General features: G+C 63.7%; 18 protein-coding genes. 9 read left to right on the forward strand and 9 right to left on the reverse strand.

Features of this window, described 5'->3' with window-relative positions:
• Positions 1-48 precede the first annotated feature (48 nt).
• From urtE to HWE01_RS11320, 8 genes are all read right to left on the reverse strand, one after another.
• Complete coding sequence (gene urtE, locus HWE01_RS11285; RefSeq protein ID WP_008333719.1) at positions 49-747, reverse strand: urea ABC transporter ATP-binding subunit UrtE; 699 nt, start codon at positions 745-747, stop codon at positions 49-51.
• Positions 748-765: 18 nt separating this feature from the next.
• Positions 766-1,635, reverse strand: a complete 870-nt coding sequence (gene urtD / locus HWE01_RS11290) for an urea ABC transporter ATP-binding protein UrtD (RefSeq protein WP_008333717.1) — start codon at positions 1,633-1,635, stop codon at positions 766-768.
• Positions 1,632-2,762 (reverse strand): urea ABC transporter permease subunit UrtC, encoded by a 1,131-nt coding sequence (gene urtC / locus HWE01_RS11295; RefSeq protein ID WP_241821854.1) that lies wholly within the window; start codon positions 2,760-2,762, stop codon positions 1,632-1,634. The genes urtD and urtC overlap by 4 nt, the downstream gene beginning before the upstream one ends.
• Positions 2,759-4,375, reverse strand: a complete 1,617-nt coding sequence (gene urtB, locus HWE01_RS11300) for an urea ABC transporter permease subunit UrtB (RefSeq protein WP_175344939.1) — start codon at positions 4,373-4,375, stop codon at positions 2,759-2,761. Before urtB ends, urtC begins: the two co-directional genes overlap by 4 nt.
• Before the next feature lie 171 nt (positions 4,376-4,546).
• Complete coding sequence (gene urtA / locus HWE01_RS11305) at positions 4,547-5,800, reverse strand: urea ABC transporter substrate-binding protein (protein WP_008333704.1); 1,254 nt, start codon at positions 5,798-5,800, stop codon at positions 4,547-4,549.
• Positions 5,801-6,209: 409 nt separating this feature from the next.
• Positions 6,210-7,037: a ferritin-like domain-containing protein gene (locus HWE01_RS11310; protein ID WP_008333700.1), complete on the reverse strand. Its 828-nt coding sequence runs from the start codon at positions 7,035-7,037 to the stop codon at positions 6,210-6,212.
• Between the two features lie 159 nt (positions 7,038-7,196).
• Positions 7,197-8,918 (reverse strand): sensor domain-containing diguanylate cyclase, encoded by a 1,722-nt coding sequence (locus HWE01_RS11315; protein WP_008333699.1) that lies wholly within the window; start codon positions 8,916-8,918, stop codon positions 7,197-7,199.
• Between the two features lie 11 nt (positions 8,919-8,929).
• Positions 8,930-10,219 (reverse strand): ABC transporter substrate-binding protein, encoded by a 1,290-nt coding sequence (locus HWE01_RS11320; protein WP_237713612.1) that lies wholly within the window; start codon positions 10,217-10,219, stop codon positions 8,930-8,932.
• Positions 10,220-10,678: 459 nt separating this feature from the next.
• Between HWE01_RS11320 and HWE01_RS11325 the strand changes: the two genes are divergently transcribed.
• The 6 genes from HWE01_RS11325 to HWE01_RS11350 all read left to right on the forward strand — a co-directional run bounded on the left by HWE01_RS11325 (position 10,679) and on the right by HWE01_RS11350 (position 16,878).
• The gene (locus HWE01_RS11325) at positions 10,679-11,902 is read left to right on the forward strand and encodes a Bcr/CflA family multidrug efflux MFS transporter (RefSeq protein WP_175344938.1); all 1,224 of its coding nucleotides are present in this window, start codon (positions 10,679-10,681) and stop codon (positions 11,900-11,902) included.
• A 23-nt stretch (positions 11,903-11,925) separates the two neighbouring features.
• Positions 11,926-12,822, forward strand: coding sequence for an EamA family transporter RarD (gene rarD, locus HWE01_RS11330; protein WP_241821855.1), 897 nt, complete (start codon positions 11,926-11,928; stop codon positions 12,820-12,822).
• A 40-nt stretch (positions 12,823-12,862) separates the two neighbouring features.
• Positions 12,863-14,530: an energy-dependent translational throttle protein EttA gene (gene ettA / locus HWE01_RS11335; protein ID WP_008333675.1), complete on the forward strand. Its 1,668-nt coding sequence runs from the start codon at positions 12,863-12,865 to the stop codon at positions 14,528-14,530.
• A 182-nt stretch (positions 14,531-14,712) separates the two neighbouring features.
• The gene (locus HWE01_RS11340; RefSeq protein WP_241821856.1) at positions 14,713-15,000 is read left to right on the forward strand and encodes a hypothetical protein; all 288 of its coding nucleotides are present in this window, start codon (positions 14,713-14,715) and stop codon (positions 14,998-15,000) included.
• Positions 15,001-15,222: 222 nt separating this feature from the next.
• Positions 15,223-16,137 (forward strand): ketopantoate/pantoate/pantothenate transporter PanS, encoded by a 915-nt coding sequence (gene panS, locus HWE01_RS11345; protein ID WP_034351498.1) that lies wholly within the window; start codon positions 15,223-15,225, stop codon positions 16,135-16,137.
• A gap of 147 nt (positions 16,138-16,284) precedes the next feature.
• On the forward strand, positions 16,285-16,878 hold the full coding sequence (locus HWE01_RS11350; RefSeq protein ID WP_241821857.1) for a putative pterin-binding protein: 594 nt from the start codon (positions 16,285-16,287) through the stop codon (positions 16,876-16,878).
• Between the two features lie 22 nt (positions 16,879-16,900).
• Here the strand turns inward: HWE01_RS11350 and HWE01_RS11355 are convergent, their stop codons facing one another.
• Positions 16,901-18,541, reverse strand: a complete 1,641-nt coding sequence (locus tag HWE01_RS11355; RefSeq protein ID WP_241821858.1) for an acyl-CoA synthetase — start codon at positions 18,539-18,541, stop codon at positions 16,901-16,903.
• Positions 18,542-18,712: 171 nt separating this feature from the next.
• On the opposite strand from HWE01_RS11355, the gene HWE01_RS11360 reads away from it, so the two are divergent.
• The 3 genes from HWE01_RS11360 to hisC all read left to right on the forward strand — a co-directional run bounded on the left by HWE01_RS11360 (position 18,713) and on the right by hisC (position 21,309).
• Positions 18,713-19,387: a Crp/Fnr family transcriptional regulator gene (locus HWE01_RS11360; protein ID WP_008333670.1), complete on the forward strand. Its 675-nt coding sequence runs from the start codon at positions 18,713-18,715 to the stop codon at positions 19,385-19,387.
• A gap of 89 nt (positions 19,388-19,476) precedes the next feature.
• On the forward strand, positions 19,477-20,142 hold the full coding sequence (locus HWE01_RS11365; protein WP_175344933.1) for a hypothetical protein: 666 nt from the start codon (positions 19,477-19,479) through the stop codon (positions 20,140-20,142).
• A gap of 84 nt (positions 20,143-20,226) precedes the next feature.
• Entirely contained in the window at positions 20,227-21,309 is a 1,083-nt protein-coding gene (hisC, locus tag HWE01_RS11370) for a histidinol-phosphate transaminase (protein WP_175344932.1), read from the forward strand.
• The last annotated feature ends 43 nt before the right edge of the window (positions 21,310-21,352 follow it).

Genomic DNA, 21,352 nt, shown 5'->3' on the forward strand with positions numbered 1-21,352 from the left:
CTTTATAGCAGACCCGCTGCAAACGCGCAGCCTTCCTTTGCGACGGCCTCAGACCGCCAGATGCTTCTTCACGTCCTCGCCATCCATCTGGTCCTGGGTACCGGCCGCGACCACTTCGCCGCGCGACATCACCACGAAGGTATCGGCCAGTTCGCGGGCGAAGTCGAAATACTGCTCGCACAGCAGGATGCCGATGTCGCCGCGCTGGCGCAGCAGGCTGATGACGCGACCGATGTCCTTGATGATGGAAGGCTGGATGCCCTCCGTCGGTTCATCCAGGATGATCAGCTTGGGCTCGGCCAGCAGCGCCCGGGCAATGGCCAGCTGCTGCTGTTGGCCGCCGGAAAGGTCGCCGCCGCGCCGATGCAGCATTTCCTTCAACACCGGGAAGAGTTCATAGACCTCGCCCTTGATGGTGGAGGCACGGCGGCCCGAGAGCGTAGCCATGCCCATGAGCATGTTTTCTTCCACGGTCAGGCGCGCGAAGATCTCGCGTCCCTGCGGCACGTAGGCGATGCCCAGCTTGGCGCGCTGGTGCGGCTTGAGACGGGTGATGTCCTGGCCTTCGAAGCTGACGTTGCCCTTGGCCACCGGCAGCACGCCCATCAGGCATTTCAGGAGCGTGGTCTTGCCCACGCCGTTGCGGCCCAGCAGGGACAGGACTTTGCCCTTCTGCACATCGAGCGAGACGCCGCGCAGGGTATGCGCCGCGCCGTAGTACTGGTTCAGTTCATTGACTTGCAGCATGGATGATGGTCTCCGCTCTTATCGTCCCAGGTAGACTTCGATGACGCGTTCGTTGGATTGCACCTGGCGCATGTTGCCTTCGGCCAGCACCGATCCTTCGTGCAGCACGGTCACCTTGCCACCCTGGGCGATCTCCTCGACGAAGCCCATGTCGTGTTCCACCACCATGATGGAATGCTTGCCGCGCAGCTCGTTCAACAGCTCGGCGGTGCGTGCGGTCTCGGCGTCGGACATGCCGGCCACCGGTTCATCGAGCAACAGCAATTGCGGTTCCTGCATCAACAGCATGCCGATTTCCAGCCACTGCTTCTGCCCGTGCGAGAGCAGCCCGGCCACGCGATGCTCCTGGCCGTTCAGGCGGATCAGCTTGAGGATTTCCTCGATCTTGCCGATCTGCTCCGAAGACAGGCGCGCAAAGAGCGTGGTCTTGACGCGCTTGTCCATCTTCATCGCCAGCTCCAGGTTCTCGAACACGGTGTGCTGCTCGAACACCGTCGGACGCTGGAACTTGCGGCCGATGCCCGCATGCGCGATCTCGTATTCGGTCATCTTGGTCAGGTCAATGGTCTGGCCGAAGAAGGCGGTGCCGGCGGTAGGCCGGGTCTTGCCGGTGATGACGTCCATCATCGTGGTCTTGCCCGCGCCATTGGGACCGATGATGCAGCGCAGTTCACCGACCGAAATATCCAGGTTCAGGTTGTTGATGGCCTTGAAGCCATCGAAGGAGACCGTGATGTTTTCCAGATAGAGGATGGCACCGTGGGTGGTATCGACGCCCTCGGGTTTGATGCGTTCGTAGGATGCACCGTGGTCGGCGCGGGGCGTGTCGACATTGCCGCCCAGGCCGCCGATGCCTGCCGGGTTCTTGCCGGGTTCGACTGCGCTCATGCTGCCTCCTTGGATGCGCTGCCCTCAGCGGGCGCGGCATCGCGTTTCTTGAATTTCTGCGCCAGGCCCAGGATGCCCTGCGGCAGGAACAGCGTGACCAGAATGAAGATCAGCCCCAGCGCATACAGCCACAGGTCCGGGAAGGCGGCCGTGAACCAGCTCTTCAAACCATTGACGGTGAAGGCACCGATGATGGGGCCGATCAGCGTGCCCCGGCCACCGACGGCGGCCCAGATCACCATCTCGATGGAGTTGGCCGGCGACATTTCGGAGGGATTGATGATGCCCACCTGCGGCACGTACAGCGCACCGGCGATACCGCAGATCACGGCCGAGAGCGTCCACACGAAGAGCTTGAACCACAGCGGGTTGTAGCCGATGAACATGAGGCGCGATTCGGAATCACGCACGCCCTGCAGCACGCGGCCCAGCTTGGAGGTGACGATCATGCGACACAGCACCAGCGCACCGAACAGCAGCGCCAGCGTTACCAGGTACAGCACCGCCTTGGTGGCCGGTGCGGTGATGGTGAAGCCCAGGATACGCTTGAAGTCGGTGAAGCCGTTGTTGCCGCCAAAGCCGGTATCGTTGCGGAAGAACAGCAGCATGAAGGCGAAGGTCATGGCCTGCGTGATGATGGAGAAATACACGCCCTTGATACGCGAACGGAAAGCGAAGTAACCGAACACGAAGGCCAACAGACCCGGCACCAGCACCACCAGCAGCATGGAGAACCAGAAGTGATCCGTCATCCACCAGTACCAGGGATAGGCCTTCCAGTTCAGGAACACCATGAAGTCCGGCAGGTTGCTCTGGTACACGCCGTCACGGCCGATGGCGCGCATCAGGTACATCCCGTGGGCGTATCCGCCCAGTGCGAAGAAAACGCCATGCCCGAGAGAGAGGATGCCCGTATAGCCCCACACCAGGTCCAGTGCCAGCGCAGCCATGGCGTAGCACATGAACTTTCCTACCAAAGCGACGGTGTAGGAGGAGACGTGCAGGCTGCTTCCGGCGGGGAACAGCAGGTTGCAGACCGGCAGCAAGGCCAGCACGATGGTGCAGATGACGATGCCGGTCCAGGACGGGCGATTGAACAGCGAGGGGCGCATGATCATGGTGCTCATTCCACGCTCCTTCCCTTGAGTGCGAAGAGGCCTTGCGGACGCTTCTGGATGAATACGATGATGAAGACCAGGATGGCGATCTTGGCCAGCACGGCACCGGCCACCGGCTCCAGGAATTTGTTGACTTCGCCCAGGCCGAAGGCTGCGATGACGGTCCCGGCCAGCTGGCCCACGCCGCCCAGCACCACCACCATGAACGAGTCCACGATGTAACCCTGTCCCAGGTCGGGGCCGACGTTGCCCAGCTGCGAGAGCGCCACGCCACCGAGACCGGCGATGCCGCAACCGAGGCCGAAGGTCATCATGTCGATCTTGCCGGTGGACACGCCCACGCAGTCGGCCATGCGGCGGTTCTGGGTGACGGCCCGCACGAACAGACCCAGGCGGGTCTTGTTCAGGATCAGCCAGACCGCGAACACCACGAACAGCGCAAAGAACACGATCACGATGCGGTTATAGGACAGCACCAGCGAACCCAGCACGGTGACGCCACCAGACATCCAGCTCGGATTGGCCACTTCCACGTTCTGCGCGCCAAAGATGGAACGCACGCATTGCATCAGCATGAGGCTGATACCCCAGGTACAGAGCAGGGTTTCCAGCGGACGGCCATAGAGCCAGCGGATCACCAGCCGTTCCAGCGCAATGCCCACTGCCGCGGCCACGATGAAGGCCGCCGGCAGGGCCACGACCAGATAGGCATCGATGGCACCGGGGAAGAACTTGCGGAACACCAGCTGGCACACATAGGTGGTGTAGGCGCCGATCATCAGCAGTTCACCGTGGGCCATGTTGATGATGCCCATGAGACCAAAGGTGATGGCCAGGCCCAGTGCGGCCAGCAGCAGCACGCTGCCCAGCGAGATGCCATAGAACAGCTTGCCGGCGAAGTCGACGATGGCCAGGTGGCGGTCCAAAGCGGAGAGGGTGCGTACCGCTTCCACGCGTACGCCTTCATCCGGCTCCACGTAGGAGCCATCGGGATTCTTGGCCAGCATGTTTTCCAGGACCGGCTTGAGCGACGCATTGGTCGTCTCGGCCAGTTTCCTGACCGCAGCGCGGCGTGCAGCCGGATCGGGAGAATGCAGGTTGGCGGTGGCCTGTACCTGCTGCAGCACGTCCTTGATCTGCGCATCGTTTTCCTTGGCCAGCGCCTTGAGGATCAGCGGCATCTGGGCCGGATCGGCATTCCTGAGCAGATCATTGGCAGCGGCCAGGCGCTCATCGCGTTGCGGCGAGAGCAGCTTCAGTCCCGAGAGCGCACCCTCGACGGCACCGCGCAGGCGGTTGTTGACGGTGATGCCTTCGGCGTCATCGGGTGCGGGGCCGCTCTTGTCGGTGGCCGGGTTGAAGGCCTGGCCGGCATCATCGACGATGAGGATGTCACCGGCAGGCGTGACATAGAGCGCGTCGCTGTTCAAGGCGTTGAGAATCTTGAGCGCGTCGTCGTTGGCCAGCGCGGCAATCTGGTTGACGGCGTCGATGCGCGCGTCGGGGTCGTCTCCGCCAAGGGGCTTGAGCAGGGCCGGATCGATGGCTGCGAACGCCCCGAGGGCGTGCACGCAAAGCCAGGTCGCGAGCAGCCCGCGTAGGAACTGGATGGCTGGTTTCATGGTCGGTGTGCGCCTCGAAGCGCGGGCCGGGCTGCTGCGGCCGGGGCGAGTCGTCGGGCGGTTTTCTTGTGGAGGGAAATGCGTGGGGCGGACGGAGCGCCTTGGATACGCCGCGCAAGCGGCGTATCCAAGGCGCTCCGAAGAACGCCATGAACTACAACAACCGCAAGCTTAGTTTTTCTGCTTGCTCTCGTTGCCCGGGATATACGGGCTCCACGGTTGCGCGCGGATGGTGGTCTTGGTCTTGTAGACCACGTTGAACTGACCATCGGCCTTGATTTCGCCGATCATCACCGGCTTGTGCAGGTGGTGGTTGGTCTTGTCCATTTCCAGCGTGTAGCCCGACGGTGCCTTGTAGGTCTGGCCCGCCATGGCCGCGATCACCTTGTCGGTGTCGGTGGACTTGGCCTTTTCCACGGCCTGCGCCCACATGTGGATGCCGACGTAGGTGGCTTCCATCGGGTCGTTGGTCACGACGGTGTCGGCATTGGGCAGGTTCTTGGCCTTGGCGTACGCCTTCCACTTCTTGATGAAGGCGGCGTTGACCGGATTCTTCACCGATTCGAAGTAGTTCCAGGCGGCCAGGTGGCCCACCAGCGGCTTGGTATCGACACCGCGCAATTCTTCTTCACCCACCGAGAAGGCCACCACCGGCACATCGGTCGCCTTCAGGCCGGCGTTGCCCAGTTCCTTGTAGAAGGGCACGTTGGAGTCACCGTTGATGGTCGAGATCACGGCCGTCTTGCCACCGGCGGAGAACTTCTTGATGTTGGCCACGATGGTCTGGTAGTCGGAGTGACCGAACGGGGTGTAGACCTCGTCGATGTCGGAGTCCTTCACGCCCTTGCTGTGCAGGAAGGCGCGCAGGATCTTGTTGGTGGTGCGCGGATAGACGTAGTCGGTACCCAGCAGCACGAAGCGCTTGGCGCCGCCGCCTTCCTTGGACATCAGGTATTCCACGGCAGGAATGGCTTGCTGGTTGGGGGCAGCACCGGTGTAGAAGACGTTCTTCTCCAGTTCTTCACCTTCGTACTGCACCGGGTAGAACAGCAGGCTGTTCAGTTCCTTGAAGACCGGCAGCACCGACTTGCGCGACACCGAGGTCCAGCAACCGAAGACCACCGAGACCTTGTCCTGCGAGATCAGCTGACGCGCCTTTTCGGCGAACAGCGGCCAGTTCGAGGCCGGGTCGACCACCACCGGTTCCAGCTTCTTGCCCATCACGCCGCCGGCGGCGTTGATTTCATCGATGGTCATCAGGGCCACGTCCTTCAGGGACGTCTCGGAGATGGCCATGGTGCCCGACAGCGAATGCAGGATGCCGACCTTGATGGTGTCGGCAGCAAAGGCCGACGGCAGCCAGGAGGATGCGGCCAGTGCGAATGCGCCCAGAGCGGTGGCTTTCAGTACGGTACGACGTGACATGTGGTGCTCCCTCGAGAAAAGTTTTGGAAGAATTTTTTCACTGCCCAGTCGCTTTAGCAGATTGTGTGCCAATGCCCGGTCAAGGGCCTGCGGTCTGCATCAAAGCGGGGCGGGGAGCGGCGGGAGGAGGGAATAATGTTGTCAGGCACGCCAGGATTGCGCACCAAAGCCGAGCGTCATTGTCGACAGTCGTATGGTGCTGCGGCAACACTCACCAGCCTGGCGCTCCAGTATGCGCGATCTTGGTGCGTCGGTGAAAGCGCCAGTGGGCGCGGGTTTGCGCCAGGCGAAGCAATTTCCTGATATATGAGGCAGATTGTTCACAATAGTGAGCACATCGTGAACGATACTTTGAGCGCCGAGCGCCAGGCCGCGTGTTCCATTGCGGTGCCTGGCGCTGCCAGGGCAATCAGCGCAGCAGCACGTGCTGCATGAATTGCCGCAGGGGGAATTCGATCATGTTTTGCAAGGCCACCGGCAGTTCCAGTGGACGCATGATCATCTTGATGGTGGTGTCGGGTTTGAGATTGACGCGCACGGTGCGACTCATGCGCGAGGCCAGTTCCTTCACGCGCGCCGGGTCGGCCGCCAGTTCCGGCTTGTGCACCATGACCACATGGCGGATGGCGCAGTCGGCGTCTTCGCTCTTGAGTTCCAGGGTGCGGCGGCTCAGGGTGCCGAAGACACGCGAGCGGCCGATGTTTTCCTGGCGGCGATAGCGACGGAAGTACTGGTAGAAGTGCTTGTAGTGATTGACCTCGTCATTGGCGATGAGGCCGGCCAGGTGCTTGAGGACCGGCTCGTCGGTAGCGCGCGCCAGGGCGCGGTAATAGGTGGAGGTGCCGGTCTCTACCACGCAGCGCGCGGCCAGTTCCTGGGCGCGCGTGGGTTCGAGCAGCTCCACCTTGCAGTACTGCGAGTATTCATCGAGGAAGCCCTGGTAGGCGCGCGGCCAGTCGAATTCCGGCCAGACATGCTCGACATAGGCGCGCAGGGCCGCGCCATGCTGCAGCTCTTCCTGTTCCCAGTGCTCGCGCAGCCAGGTCTCGACTTCGGCATCGCCCTGGTAGTACTCCACCAGGTTGTGGGTATAGAGATCGGAACCGCTTTCGACGAAGGAGGCGCAGGCCACCAGGTAGAACAGGTCTTCGTTCTGCCGCACCCGCTCTTTGTCGATGCGGGTCAGGTCGATGTCATCGATGGTCCAGTGTTTTTTTTCTTGGCGACTCGGGTTCATCTGCTATACCTCTCTTCTCGAAGTGGTGGTGGGCATAGCGATATGATGCGGCGCGATGACATTGGTTCAGGGCCGCCCAAGACGTCTTGACACAACTTTGCAAAGCGTCCGGCGACGTCAGCATTTCGTCAGGGAGAATGGTCAGCGGGGCCGTGGAAATCACAGGTTCCGGGTAGCATCGCTGCCCAGCACCACACGATTGCGGCCCTGGTATTTGGCGTGATACAGCGCCTGGTCGGCGATGCGCAGCAGCTCTTCGGCGCTGGTCTGCTCATCCGGTTGCAGGGAGGCCACGCCGATGCTGGCCGTGATGTAGCCGAACGGAGAATCCGCATGCGGCAGCTTGAGCGCGAAGATGGCCTGGCAGATGTGCTCGGCCTGCTGCAGGGCATGCGCAGTGTCGCTCTCGGCGATGATGACGCTGAACTCCTCGCCGCCATAGCGTGCGACCAGGTCGGTAGCGCGGCGCGAACTCTTCTGCAGCACACGCGCCACGATGCGCAGGCATTCGTCACCGGCCAGATGGCCGTAGCGGTCGTTGTATTTCTTGAAGTAATCCACGTCCAGCATCAGCAGCGCCAGCGCATGTCCCGAGCGTACCGAGCGCCGCAGTTCCTGGTCCATGACCTCGTCGAAGCGGCGCCGGTTGGCCACACCGGTGAGTCCGTCGGTGGCCGACAACGCTTCCAGCTTGCGGTTGGCGCGTTCCAGTTCGCGCGTGCGGTGGGCCACCTGCTCTTCCAGCACCTGCTTGCTCTGCTGCAGCTTGCCGGCCATCTCGTTGAACTTGCGCGAGAGCACGGCGATCTCGTCGCCGCCGGCCTGTTCCACCCGTACCGTGGTGTCGCCGCTGCCGGCTTCCTTCATGGCGCCCACCAGCCGCTGCAGGGGGACGCTGATGCTGCGCGCGATCAGCGCCGAGAGCAGCAGCGAGGCCCCGAAGCACAGCAGGCCGATGGCGATGATCTTGTCGCGCACCGAGCGCGTATCGGCGTTGAGCTTGTCACTGGGCGTGGCGCTGACCACCCACCATGAGGTGTGCGGCAACTGGGCAATGGCCGCATAGTAGGGGGTCTTGTCGGCGCGGGTATAGGCGATGAAGTCGCTGGTACGGCGTTGTCCGAGGCTGGCCGTGATGCCTGCCAGCAGGGCCGGATCGGCGCTGCTCAAGCTGGTATCCCGGCCCTGCACCACCACCGTGCCATCGCTGGCATCGACGATGAAGAGGCTGGAGTCGTAGCCCAGGTCGACGCCCTCGAAGATGCTGAAGAAGTAGCTCGGCCGCACGCCCACGAACAGAATGCCGGCGCTGCGGTTGTTGCCCGTGAAGCGGATCTCGCGCAGCATGGCCACGCTCTTCTGTCCATGGCCGCCGTTGTAGAGCGTCCACCAGGCGCGTCCGCCCAGGTCGGGAGCCAGCTCGGCCACGCGCCCGATATTGCTGGCCAGGGGCGCAAAGATCTGCGGATCGATGACCTGGCGCTTGCGATCAAGCAGGTACTTCTGGTTCACGTCGGGCAAGGACCCGAAGGTATCCAGCAGTACGCGCGCCACTGCGCTGCGGGCCGCCGCGCTGGCGGCTTCGTCCTGGCCATAGTAGTCGGCCAGCAGGCGCTGCAACCTGTCGGACAGGACCAGTTCCTCGCTGGTGTCTTCGATCTTTTCCATGCGCAGCATCAGGTTCTGCGAGATCTGCTTGACCACCTGGACCGAGTAGGTCCGCACCTTGTCCTGGGTGGCGCGGGTGGTTTCGCGATAGGCCAGCAGGCCCGAGATCACCAGCGGCACCAGCGAGACCAGGATGAAGGAATTGATGAGCCGGTAGCGGATTTCGATCTTGCGCAGGAAACCCAGCCAGAAGAAGTCGAGCCGTCTTTTCATGGAGAGCCCTCTTACCTGGCCGACAGGCGCGCCTGCTCGGTGATGGAATCCTGCAGGATGCGCGCTGCCCGCGCCGGTGTCTGGCTGCCCGACAGCACACCCTGCAGAAGCGGATGCAGCACCTCGATGGTATTGACCGGCAGCATGGAGTAGTACAGCCCCGGCGCATTGTCGGTGGCGGCATCGCGCTTCATCTCGTCGACCAGCGCAAACAGCGCGGGGTCTCCCCGTACATCGGAGGGGATCACGCGAAACGGCGGAATGTTCTGCCGTTTGCTCTGCCAGATCGGCATGCCCGGCCCATACAGGAAATCCAGGAACTGCGCCGCTGCCTGGCGGTGCCGCGCACTGCCGTGCTGGCCCACGGCGAAGCCGGTTTCGCTGCCCAGCACCGGCCTGAGCGGCTGGCCCCGGTCGTTCCACGGCGGCACGAAGACGCCCACGTGCATGCCGCGTCCGTTCATCAGTGTCCCGGCGGCCCACGTGCCCTGGAAGGTCATCGCGGCGCGCCCCTCGGCGAACTGGCGCAAGGTACTGTCATAGCCGGCGCGCAGGCAGTCGGCCTGCACCATCTTCCGCTCCACCAGCGTGCGCAGGCGGGTGAAGATGGCGACCCCGTCGGGATTGTCCAGCTGCAGAGTGCCATTGGCGATGCGCGTGCGCCAGTCGGGCACTCTGGCCGCGATCAGGTTGGCAAAGCCGTAGCTGAAGGGGCCATTGCCCAGCATGTTGGGAAAGCCGCCCGACAGCGCCAGCGGTACCAGACCCGCCTTGCGCAGCGCTGCACCGGCGGCCAGGAAGGAGTCGAAGTCGGTGGGCGGCGTGGCGATGCCGGCACGCGCGAACATGTCGCGGTTGTAGTAGATCAACGTGGTGGCCAGGCCGGAGGGAATGCCGTAGCGACGTCCACCCGGCGAGGTCCATTCGCGCTGCAGGATTTCCAGCATGTTGCCCCAGGCCCGGGTATCACCGATGTCGGCCAGCAGGCCCTGGTCGGCCAGGGTGGCCGTATAGGGGCTGGCATTGACCGAGAAGATGTCGGGCAGGCTGTCGGTGGCTGCGCGCGGCTTGAGGTTTTCCTCGACGGAATTGCCGATCATGAACTGCAGGTTGATCCTTACCTCGGGATGGACAAGCGTGAAGGCATCGACCACCCGGTGCATTTCTTCGGACCAGTCGGGGGCCCACACCAGGGCCGTCAGGACCACCGGCTCGGCGCTGGTGCTTGCGGCACGCGCGCTTGCTGCGCCTGCGCTGTCGTCACCGCGTTCGCAAGCAGCCAGCAGGAGGATTGCGACCACCCCCGCGATGAATATCCTGAGCCCGCGCATGGCGCGCCCGGTCATGCCTGAGAGTGCGCAGCTGGAGTGGCAACCCGGATCAGGCACGCCTGTTACTGATGGCGTATATCGGCCACGCATCGATTTCCCCTGCGGCTAAGCTTTTTGTTTTACAGCAATGCGCATGGTGCTGCGTTGCGCCTACCTGCCGCTCTCTTTGCACGATCCTGGCATATGAGAACAATGGCAAGAAGTTTGCCAGTTTTTACAGTTTCCTGCACGAACCGCGTGCGCTTTTATTGTCTTTGCTCAGCTTTTGCCACGGCGCAAGTGCGCCCGGCTTGATGTGCCGCCTGAACGAAAATGAACAGGCCCTTATAATGGGCCCCTCGCGCCCTACGGGGCGATCGCGGTTCACTTTGCTTCAACCTGTCGGCATCTTCCTCTCTGCTGAGGATGCGGCTGTCTCATCGATTCCACATGCACAACAAAGATACTTCGCTCTCCATGGGCAAATTTCCCCCATGGCTGGCCGTCCTGGCAGCCTTGACCGCGCTGGGCGCGCTGGCCATCGACATGTACCTGCCCAGCTTCACGGCCATCGCCAAGGATCTGGGCGTGGGCACCAACCTGGTCCAGCTGACGCTGGCCTCGTTCCTGGTCGGCCTGGCCGTGGGGCAGATGTTCTATGGTCCGTTGTCGGACCGCTTCGGTCGCAAGCCGCCCTTGTTCTTCGGTATCGCCCTGTACTTTGTTTGCTCGTTGCTGTGCATTTTTGTACAGAGCATCGAGACCCTGATCGTGTTGCGATTGTTCCAAGGCCTGGGTGGTAGCGCCGGCATGGTGATCCCGCGCGCCATGGTGCGTGATCGCATGGGGGCCGAGGGCTCGGCCAAGGCGTTCTCGATGCTGATGCTGGTATTCGGGCTGGCCCCGATCCTGGCTCCCTTCATCGGCGGTCTGATGCTGGTCTTCGCCAGCTGGCGCGGCATCTTCGTGGTGCTGACCATCTTCGGTCTGCTGTGCATGCTGGGCACCCGCAAGTACCTCACCGAGACGGTGGACGTGTCCCGTGCCGAACCCTTGCACCTGGGTCGTACGTTGCGCCAGTACCGGGACCTGCTGCGGCATCGCCAGTTCATGTCCTTCGTGCTGTGTGGCGGCCTGGTGCAGGCGGGGATGTTCGCCTACATCGCCGGTGGACCGTTCGTGGTGATCGAGCTGCACGGCATCCAGCCGCAGTATTTCGGTTTCGTGTTTGCCTCCAACGCCGTCGGGCTGATCGCCGCCTCGCAGATCAATGCGCGCCTGGTGGTCAAGCGCTCGGCCGAGCGCGTGCTGGGCCGTGTGTTGTGGGTGCCGGCGGGCCTGTCGCTGGTGGTGGTGCTGGCCGTGGCCGCTGGACTGGAAAGCCTGCCCCTGCTGCTGTTCGGCTTCTTCGGATATCTGACGGCCTATGGCTTCACCGGCCCGAATGCTACCGCCATCGCCTTGAAGCATCAGGGCCGCCAGGCCGGTACGGCTGCCGCGCTGATGGGTACCCTGCAGTTCGGCATGGGCGTGCTCTCCGGCGTGGTAATGAGCCTGTGGCATGACGGTACGGCCTTGCCGCTGGTGTCGGTGATGGCCTTCTGCGGCGTGAGCGCATTCCTGCTGTATCACTTCGTGGCCAAGCATGAGCCGGTGACAGCGGCGCAGCATTGAATTTCAGGAAGCGCTGACCCCTCATGCTCTACGCCGTCTCCGCCTCCATCCTGTGGGGCTTGTTCCCGCTCTACTTCAAGTTGCTCAAGGAAATTCCTTCCTTCGACATCGTGGTCCATCGCCTCTTCTGGTCTTGCGTGTTCCTGGTGGCGGTGCTGGCCTGGCGGCGCCAGTGGGGCTGGGTCGCCGAGGTCCGTCAGCGGCCCATGGTGGCGGCCGGCTTCCTGCTCTCGGCCCTGCTGCTCACCGGCAACTGGACACTCTACGTCTGGGCCGTCAATGCCGGGCGCATCGTCGATACCAGCCTGGGTTACTTCATGAGTCCGCTCGTGAGCGTCTTCATGGGCTACCTGATCCTGAAGGAACGCATGCGTCCCCTGCAATGGCTGGCGGTGTTCCTTGCACTCGGTGCAGTGATCTGGCTGACCATCGCCAATGGCAGCCTGCCGTGGATTTCGCTCTTGATCGCGCTGACCTTCGCCTTCTATGGCCTCTTGCGCAAGACCGCGCACCTGGGTGCCCTTGAAGGCCTGTCGCTGGAAACCTTGCTGATGCTGCCGCTGGTGCTGGTCATCCTGGGTGTCGATACCCTGCGTGACAGCAACGCCTTCACCCATGCTTCCACTTCGGCCCGGATCCTGCTGGCCTTGTCCGGCCCCATCACGGCGGTGCCGCTGCTGCTCTTTGCCCATGGCGCGCGTCGCATCCCCTTGTCGATGCTGGGCCTCATGCAATACATTTCGCCCACCATCCAGCTGCTGGGTGGCGTGCTGATCTACGGCGAACCCTTTGCCGGGGCACGCGCCATCGGCTTTTGCGTGATCTGGGTGGCGCTCGCGGTATACTCCGCCGAAGGCTTGTGGCGCTACCTGCGCACCCGCGCGCAAAGCTCGGCAGAGCCCAGCGCCGGCGGCGCCTGATCGCCGTCTTACCGTTTCCCTCTCACTGGCAACTCATACCATGGCCCAATACGTCTTTACCATGAACCGCGTCGGCAAGATCGTGCCGCCGAAGCGGCAGATCCTCAAGGACATCTCGCTGTCCTTCTTCCCCGGCGCCAAGATCGGCGTGCTCGGCCTGAACGGCTCGGGCAAGTCCACCCTGCTCAAGATCATGGCCGGCATCGACAAGGAAATCGAGGGTGAAGCCATCCCGATGCCCAACCTCAACATCGGCTACCTGCCCCAGGAACCGCAGCTCGATCCCGAGAAGACCGTGCGCCAGGAAGTCGAAAGCGCCCTGGGTGAAGTCTTCGAAGCCCAGGCCAAGCTGGACGCGGTCTACGCCGCCTATGCGGAAGAAGACGCCGACTTCGACGCCCTCGCCACCGAGCAGGCCCGCCTGGAAGCCATCATCGCCGCCGCTGACGGCAACAGCCTCAACCAGCAGCTGGAAATGGCCGCCGACGCGCTGCGCCTGCCGCCCTGGGACGCCAAGATCGGCGTGCTCTCCGGCGGCGAAAAGCGCCGTGTGGCACTGTGCAAGCTGCTGCTCTCCAAGCCCGATATGCTGCTGCTGGACGAACCGACCAACCACCTGGACGCCGAATCGGTGGACTGGCTGGAACAGTTCCTGCAACGCTTCCCCGGCACCGTGGTGGCCATCACCCACGATCGCTACTTCCTCGACAACGCCGCCGAATGGATCCTCGAACTGGACCGCGGCCACGGCATCCCCTGGAAGGGCAACTACAGCTCCTGGCTGGAACAGAAGGAAGCCCGCCTGAAGCAGGAAGAAGCCAGCGAATCGGCCCGCCAGAAGACCATCGCCAAGGAACTGGAATGGGTGCGCCAGAACCCCAAGGGCCGCCAGGCCAAGAGCAAGGCGCGTCTGGCCCGCTTCAACGAGCTCTCCGAATACGAATACCAGAAGCGCAACGAGACCCAGGAAATCTTCATCCCCGTGGCCGAGCGCCTGGGCAATGAAGTCATCGAATTCAAGAACGTCAGCAAGGGCTATGGTGACCGCCTGCTGATCGACAACCTGAACTTCAAGATCCCGGCTGGTGCCATCGTCGGCATCATCGGCCCCAACGGCGCCGGTAAATCGACCCTGTTCCGCATGCTGGCCGGCCGCGAAACCCCGGACAGTGGCGAACTGGTGCTCGGCCCCACCGTCAAGGTGTCGCTGGTGGACCAGTCGCGCGAAGACCTGGGCAACAAGAAGACGGTCTTTGAAGATGTCTCGGGCGGCGCCGACATCCTCACCGTGGGCCGCTTCGAAATGCCCTCGCGCGCCTACCTGGGCCGCTTCAACTTCAAGGGTGGCGACCAGCAGAAGATCGTCGGCAACCTCTCCGGTGGTGAGCGCGGCCGCCTGCACCTGGCCAAGACCCTGCTGCAGGGTGGCAACGTCCTGCTGCTGGACGAACCGTCCAACGACCTCGACGTGGAAACCCTGCGCGCCCTGGAAGATGCGCTGCTGGAATTCGCCGGCACCGTGCTGGTGATCTCCCACGATCGCTGGTTCCTGGACCGTATCGCCACCCACATCATCGCCTTCGAAGGCGATTCGCAGGTTACCTTCTTCGACGGCAACTATCAGGAATACGAAGCCGACAAGAAGAAGCGCCTCGGCGAAGAAGCGGCCAAGCCCAAGCGTATCCGTTACAAACCGGTTACGCGTTGATCGCATCACTGATGGGTACGTAAAAACGCCGCGGGTTCCCGCGGCGTTTTTTTTCGTCCGCCTATCGTCCGCCTATCCTCCGCCTGTCGTCCGCAGCCCGGACGTAAAGAGTTGTAGGGACGCATGACGCCGCCCCTCGCGCTGGCTACCATCGCGGGATCACCACATCACCGGGAGCCCCGATGCAGATCCGCAGAACGCTATCGCTTGCCCTGACGACCGTGCTGGCCGGTTGCGCCACCTCGCAACCGGTCACGCAGATCGACAAGGATACCTACCTGCTGGTAGCCAGTTCGCGCTGGCATGGCAATGACGGCGTGGCTGTACAGGGCTTGCAGCAGGCCGATGACTGGTGCCGCCAGCAGGGCCGCCACGCCCGCATCATCGGCAGCGAACGTTCGGAGGGCGTAATCGGCGTGATGCCGCCCAAGATCATGCTTAGTTTCAAATGTGATCTATCCCGCCCGTAGCGGCTCCCACCGCCCGGGAACGGGCAGCAATCGGCCTGCACGGGTAGAATCACGGCCTTGCCCGCCCACAAGGCCCCGGCCAGAGAAGAGGCCGTCACCGTATCGGGTGCACGATGATTCCTCCACCGCAGTTCGCGTCATCCACGCAGTCAACATAAAAAACGCGCCATCCCGTCATGATCGTCTTCATGCGCGGGTTTGTTTCATCATTCATCCATTGCCATGCTTGCCACCATCACCCGCCTCTTTCCCGTGTGGGCGCTGCTGCTTTCCGCTGCCGCCTACTTCTCGCCGCCGACCTTCACGCCCCTGGGCAAATACATTACCCAGCTGCTCACGCTGATCATGCTGACCATGGGCGTGACGCTCACGGTGGACGACTTCAAGCGCATCATCAAGCGCCCCGCGCCCGTGGCGGCCGGTATCGTCCTGCACTACCTGGTCATGCCGCTGGCCGCCTGGATCATCGCCAAGGTGCTGCGCATGCCGCCCGATCTCACCGCCGGCATGGTGCTGGTGGGCAGCGTCGCCTCCGGTACTGCCTCCAACGTGATGATCTATCTCTCGCGCGGCGATGTGGCCTTGTCGGTCACCATCTCCACCCTGTCGGCACTGGTGTCGGTGTTTGCGACGCCGCTGCTGACCGAGCTCTACGTGGATGCCTCCATTCACTTCGACGCCCACGCCATGCTGATGTCCATCGTGCAGATCGTGGTGGTCCCCATTGCGGTCGGCCTGGTGCTGAACCTGTTCGCGGGCAAGCTGATCCGCCGCATCGAACCCTACCTGTCGCTGGTGTCGATGGTGGCCATCCTGCTGATCATCTCGGCGGTGGTCGCAGGCAGCCAGGCCAGCATTGCGTCGGTGGGCCTGGTGGTATTGGTGGGCGTGATCCTGCACAACGGCCTGGGCTTGCTGGGCGGCTACTGGGGTGGCCGCCTGCTGGGCTTCGATGAGGCGGTCTGCCGCACGCTGGCCATTGAAGTCGGGATGCAGAATTCCGGTCTGGCCGCTGCGCTGGGCAAGTTGTATTTCACGCCGGTGGCGGCTCTGCCGGGCGCGCTGTTCTCGGTGTGGCACAACCTCTCGGGGTCGCTCTTGGCCGGCTACTGGCGCGGCCGTCCGCCGCGTGACTGAAGCGCGGTTGCAGTGATGCAGCGCTGAGTCCAACGGCCCGCCTCGCCTTGAGGCGGGCCGTTGTCCTTGGTGCGCAGCGAAGCGCAAAAACTGATTACAATCCGCCATCACCGCACGTCCCACTCATCTCCAAGAGGAGGCCATTCCATGCAAAAACGCAAGTTCCTCAGTCTGGGCGCCTCGCTGCTGGCCGCGCCCGCCGCCCTGCCGGCACTGGCCGCTGACAAGAAGGCCAGCCCTGGCGCAGGTCCGGTGCTGCTCACCGTCACCGGCGACATCAGCAAGGCCAATCGCGGTGCGCTCGATCCGGCGCTGGACCAGATGATGGCCAAGCAGAAGCTGGCGTTCGACCGTGCCCACACCTTCGATTTTTCCGCGCTCGCCGCGCTGCCTTCGGTGGAGATCCATCCCACGCTGGAATACGATGGCCGCCGTCACAGCCTGCGTGGTCCGCTGCTCTCGGAGGTCTTGCGCGCCGTGGGTGGCCCCGCCACCGTGCAGAACTGTGCCCTGCGCGCCGTCGATGGTTATGCAGTGCTGGTTTCGGCGGAGGATATCGCCAAGTATCGATTCATCATCGCCACCCATCTGGATGGCAAGCCCATCCCGCTGGGCGGACTCGGTCCGCTATGGGCCGTGTATGACGCCGACAGCTTCCCCGAGATGAGCGCGCGCCCCTTGCCGGAGCGCTTCGGCCAATGCCCCTGGGGCCTGTATCACATCGCCGTGCGCAAGGCCTGAGGCGATGCCATGGGGCAGCGCCTCAGACGTTGATGGCGCTGTCGGACTTCATGCGCTTGCGCAATTCAAACTTCTGGATCTTGCCGGTGGACGTCTTGGGCAGCGGACCGAAGTAGATCGCCTTGGGCACCTTGAAACCGGCCAGGTGGCCCCGGCAGAATTCGGTCAGTTCTGCCGCATCGATGTTGGCACCTTCCTTGAGCTCCACGAAGGCGCAGGGTGTCTCTCCCCATTTCTCATCCGGTTGTGCCACCACCGCTGCGGCCAGTACGGCCGGATGGCGGTACAGCACGTCCTCCACTTCCACGCTGGAAATGTTTTCTCCGCCGGAGATGATGATGTCCTTGCTGCGGTCCTTGATCTTGATGTAGCCGTCCGCATTCATCACACCGAGGTCGCCGGTATGGAACCAGCCCCCGGCAAAGGCTTCGTGCGTGGCCTTGTCGTTCTTCAGGTAGCCTTTCATGCAGATGTTGCCGCGGAACATGATCTCGCCGATCTCCTCGCCATCGGCGGCCACCGGTTCCATGGTATCGGGGGAGAGCACCGTCACCCCGCTTTGCAGGTGATAGCGCACGCCCTGGCGTGACTTCTGCACCGCGCGCTGGTCCACCGACAGCGTGCTCCATTCATCCTGTTCCGCACACACGGCCGCCGGTCCATAGACTTCGGTGAGTCCATACACGTGGGTCAGCTCGAACTGCATCGCCTCCATCTTGGCCAGCACGGCTGCCGGCGGCGGCGCCCCGGCCACCATCGCCTTGACCGGGCCACGGATATTGGCGCGCCAGCCCTCGGGAGCATTGGCCAGCGCCGCATGCACGATGGGCGCGGCGCAGTAATGGGTGATGCCGTGTTCGGCGATCAGGTCGAACACCAGCTTGGGCTCGAACTTGCGCAGGCACACGTTTACCCCCGCGCGTGCGGCCACCGTCCACGGGAAGCACCAGCCATTGCAATGGAACATGGGCAGCGTCCACAGGTAGACCGGATGCTTGGGCAGATCCCATTCGAGGATGTTGGAGATGGCATTGAGTGCCGCGCCGCGATGGTGATAGACCACGCCCTTGGGGTCGCCGGTGGTGCCGGAGGTGTAGTTCAGCGCAATCGCATCCCACTCGTCGGCAGGCCATTGCCATTCGAAGTTTTCATCGCCATCGGCCAGCAGGGCTTCGTATTCGAGATGACCGAAGCGCTCGCCGGGTACCGGTGGCGGACCCAGCACGTCGAACACCTCGACGATCTTCAATGCCGGCAATTGCGCGCGCAGCTGCTGGGCCAGTGCGGCGAATTCGCTGTCGATGAGCAGCACCTTGGCCTCGCCATGCCGCAGCATGAAAACGATGGATTCGGCATCGAGCCGGATGTTGAGTGCATTCAGTACCGCACCGGCCATGGGCACACCGAAGTGCGCCTCCACCATCGCCGGGGTATTGGGCAGCATCGCCGAAACGGTATCGTTCTTGCCGACGCCGAGGCGCTGCAGGGCGCTGGCCAGGCGGCGCGTGCGGCGATAGGTCTGGTCCCAGTCCTGGCGCAACGCGCCATGGATGATGGCGGGACGCTGGCCATAGACGGCAGCGGCGCGCGCGATGAAATCGATGGGGGTGAGGGCCGCGTAATTGGCGGCATTGCGGCCGAGGCCGGTGTCGAAGTCTGCCATGCTTGTCTCCTTGCGGCGGGGATGAGGGGCGCGGCCTGTGCATTTTTTATCAGCCGCCTGTGATTAGGGTAGCACCGAAGCGGTCTTGTGCTTTGTCATCACGATGACAAGGCTGACATGCGACAATGTTGGCCGTTTCCTCTTCCCCGTGCACATCCCATGAGCAGCCCGATGGCGCAGCTTCTGCAGCAATACGACTGGTTCGCCGCGCTGGCGCCGGAACATCGTGCGCTGGCCGCCGCCACCACCCAGCTTGCGCGCTATGCTGCCGACGCCTTCGTGGCCCGGCGCGGTGAGCTCTCGCAATACTGGATCGGCGTGCATGAGGGCCTGATCAAGCTGGCCGTCTACAACATCGATGGTCGCAGCAGCACGCTCTCGGGCGTACCGCAAGGCGGCTGGTGCGGCGAGGGCAGCGTCATCAAGCGCGAGCCGCGTCGCTATGATGTCATCGCCATCCGCGCCGCGCAGATCCTGCTGGTGCCCGCCGATACCTTCCATCGCCTCATGGCCGAAAGTCTGCCCTTCAACGCCTTCGTCATCGGCCAGTTGAATGAACGCATGGGCCAGTTCATCGCCACCGTCCAGAACGAGCGGCTGCTCGACGTCGATGCCCGCGTGGCGCAGGCCATTGCGCAGCTGTTCCATCCCATGCTCTATCCGCGCACGTCCAAGGTGCTGGAGCTGTCGCAGGAAGAAATCGGTCTGCTGACCGGCCTGTCGCGCCAGCGCGTGAACCAGGCCATGCGCCACCTGGCCGAGCTGGGGCTGGTGGAGATTTCCTACCAGAGCATCCGCGTGGTCGATCTGGATGGCTTGCGCGCCTTCGGCATGGCCTCGCTGTGAGTGGCCTGTCACCACGACGACAGTCTGGCGCTCGCGGCTGACTTAAGATCACTTGCGCATCCCGGAGTTGAGACCGTATCGGAACAGCCATGGCCATCGTCACCCATCATCATCTGCCTCTGCGCGAACTACGCTTCGCCGCCCCCGCGCGGGTGCGGGTATGGAAGGGCGCGGCCACCTTGAAGAGCGGCGGCGTGGCAGTCGAGTTGCAGGAGGGCGAGAGTTTCACCGTGCCGCCCTTCGTGCGCTTTGCCTGCCTGGCGCATCCGCGTGTGACGGCACAGGGCATGCGCCCGGCGGTGTGGTCGCTGTCCCTGGAGGCGCAGTCGAGCGCCGACATGGAGCGGGCCGCCGACACCAGCAAGCCCCACGCCCGGCGCCTGGCTGCCGCGATCTTTGCGCAACCGGCCGCGCAGTGGTGTGCCGAGCGCATTGCGCGGGAGTGGCAGATCTCCACCGCGCGCCTGCGTGCGCTCTTGTTTGCCGAGGGCGAGTCGCTGCGCAGCCTGGTGCGCGAGCAGCGCGTGGCGTGGGTGCTAGCGCAACTGGCGCGCATGGAAGATGCCCGGGCCCGCCCGTCTGATGCCGGGTTCGCCTCGCAGGCGGCCCTGCAGCGCGCCTGCCAGGACCTGATCGGCCTGCCGCCCGGGATTGCCGAGCGCGCGCTCTCCCTGCTCAGCAGCCAGCCCAGGGCAGCGCTCCCGCCGCCGCAGGAGGGGCAGTCCCGCCAGCGGCGCTATCGCCCCTATTTCTGAGGCGGGTGCGGCCGGCTGGCGGCAAGTTTGCTACCATCTGCGCTTTCCCTCAATTCTGTACGGCCCGGCATGGGCTGATTTCTCATGAGCAAGTTCTGGAGTCCCATCGTCAGCCGCCTGACGCCCTACACCCCCGGCGAACAACCCAAGCTCGCGCGCCTGGTCAAGCTCAATACCAACGAGAGTCCGTATGGTCCCTCGCCGCTGGCGCTGCAGGCCATCGCCCGCGAGGTCAGCGACAGTCTGCGGCTCTATCCCAATCCCGACGCCGAGCCGCTGAAACTGGCCATCGCCGGTCGTCACGCCGCCGACGGTATCACCGCGCGCGAGGTGTTCGTGGGCAACGGTTCGGATGAAGTGCTGGCGCATGCCTTCCAGGCCCTGCTGCAGCATGGCAAGCCCATCCTCTTCCCGGACATCACCTACAGTTTCTACCCGACCTATGCCGGCCTGTACCAGGTCGACTATCGCGCCGTGCCGCTGGCCGAGGACTTCACCCTGCGCAGCGCCGATTACCTCGGCCATGGGGAGTCCATCGGCGGCATCATCTTCCCCAATCCGAACGCGCCGACCGGTTGCTTGCTGGGGCTGGAGGAGGTGGAGCGCATTCTGCAGGGCAATCCGGAACGGGTCGTGGTGGTCGATGAGGCTTACATCGATTTCGGTGGCCAGAGCGCCATCCCGCTGGTGCAGCGCTATCCCAACCTGCTGGTGGTGCAGACCTTCTCCAAGTCGCGCGCGCTGGCCGGGATGCGGGTCGGTTTTGCGGTCGGTCATGCCGACCTCATCGATGCGCTGGAGCGGGTCAAGAACAGCTTCAATTCCTATCCGCTGGATCGCCCCGCCATTGCCGGCGCTACCGCCGCCATCGAGGACGAGGACTATTTCCGCAAGACCTGCGACATGGTCATCGCCAGCCGTACCGCCCTGGTGGGGCAGCTGCAAGCCCTGGGCTTCGAGGTGCTGCCTTCGGCGGCCAACTTCGTGTTCGCCCGCCATCCGCAACGCGATGCCGCCGAACTGGCCGCGTCGCTGCGCAGCGACGGCATCATCGTGCGTCACTTCAAGAGCGAGCGCATCAAGCAGTTCCTGCGCATCACCATCGGCACCGATGAGGACTGCGGCATTCTGGTGGAGTCTCTGCGCCGCCACCTCGGTCAGCAGTAAGCCCGGCGGCGGACCGCGCCGGCATTGGCCGCGCGGCCCGATG

This window comes from Herbaspirillum sp. C7C8 (assembly GCF_022627875.1).
In the GTDB taxonomy this organism is placed as follows: domain Bacteria; phylum Pseudomonadota; class Gammaproteobacteria; order Burkholderiales; family Burkholderiaceae_D; genus Herbaspirillum.

What these genes read in the sequence shown, in the direction of transcription:
- HWE01_RS11360 (WP_008333670.1), top strand. Translation starts at nt 18,713, where the DNA reads ATGGCGCAGCTTCTGCAGCAATACGACTGGTTCGCCGCGCTGGCGCCG.
- urtC (WP_241821854.1), bottom strand. Translation starts at nt 2,762, where the DNA reads ATGAGCACCATGATCATGCGCCCCTCGCTGTTCAATCGCCCGTCCTGG.
- rarD (WP_241821855.1), top strand. Translation starts at nt 11,926, where the DNA reads ATGCTCTACGCCGTCTCCGCCTCCATCCTGTGGGGCTTGTTCCCGCTC.
- urtA (WP_008333704.1), bottom strand. Translation starts at nt 5,800, where the DNA reads ATGTCACGTCGTACCGTACTGAAAGCCACCGCTCTGGGCGCATTCGCA.
- urtE (WP_008333719.1), bottom strand. Translation starts at nt 747, where the DNA reads ATGCTGCAAGTCAATGAACTGAACCAGTACTACGGCGCGGCGCATACC.
- urtD (WP_008333717.1), bottom strand. Translation starts at nt 1,635, where the DNA reads ATGAGCGCAGTCGAACCCGGCAAGAACCCGGCAGGCATCGGCGGCCTG.
- panS (WP_034351498.1), top strand. Translation starts at nt 15,223, where the DNA reads ATGCTTGCCACCATCACCCGCCTCTTTCCCGTGTGGGCGCTGCTGCTT.
- urtB (WP_175344939.1), bottom strand. Translation starts at nt 4,375, where the DNA reads ATGAAACCAGCCATCCAGTTCCTACGCGGGCTGCTCGCGACCTGGCTT.
- HWE01_RS11325 (WP_175344938.1), top strand. Translation starts at nt 10,679, where the DNA reads ATGCACAACAAAGATACTTCGCTCTCCATGGGCAAATTTCCCCCATGG.
- HWE01_RS11315 (WP_008333699.1), bottom strand. Translation starts at nt 8,918, where the DNA reads ATGAAAAGACGGCTCGACTTCTTCTGGCTGGGTTTCCTGCGCAAGATC.
- ettA (WP_008333675.1), top strand. Translation starts at nt 12,863, where the DNA reads ATGGCCCAATACGTCTTTACCATGAACCGCGTCGGCAAGATCGTGCCG.
- HWE01_RS11355 (WP_241821858.1), bottom strand. Translation starts at nt 18,541, where the DNA reads ATGGCAGACTTCGACACCGGCCTCGGCCGCAATGCCGCCAATTACGCG.
- HWE01_RS11310 (WP_008333700.1), bottom strand. Translation starts at nt 7,037, where the DNA reads ATGAACCCGAGTCGCCAAGAAAAAAAACACTGGACCATCGATGACATC.
- hisC (WP_175344932.1), top strand. Translation starts at nt 20,227, where the DNA reads ATGAGCAAGTTCTGGAGTCCCATCGTCAGCCGCCTGACGCCCTACACC.
- HWE01_RS11365 (WP_175344933.1), top strand. Translation starts at nt 19,477, where the DNA reads ATGGCCATCGTCACCCATCATCATCTGCCTCTGCGCGAACTACGCTTC.
- HWE01_RS11350 (WP_241821857.1), top strand. Translation starts at nt 16,285, where the DNA reads ATGCAAAAACGCAAGTTCCTCAGTCTGGGCGCCTCGCTGCTGGCCGCG.
- HWE01_RS11340 (WP_241821856.1), top strand. Translation starts at nt 14,713, where the DNA reads ATGCAGATCCGCAGAACGCTATCGCTTGCCCTGACGACCGTGCTGGCC.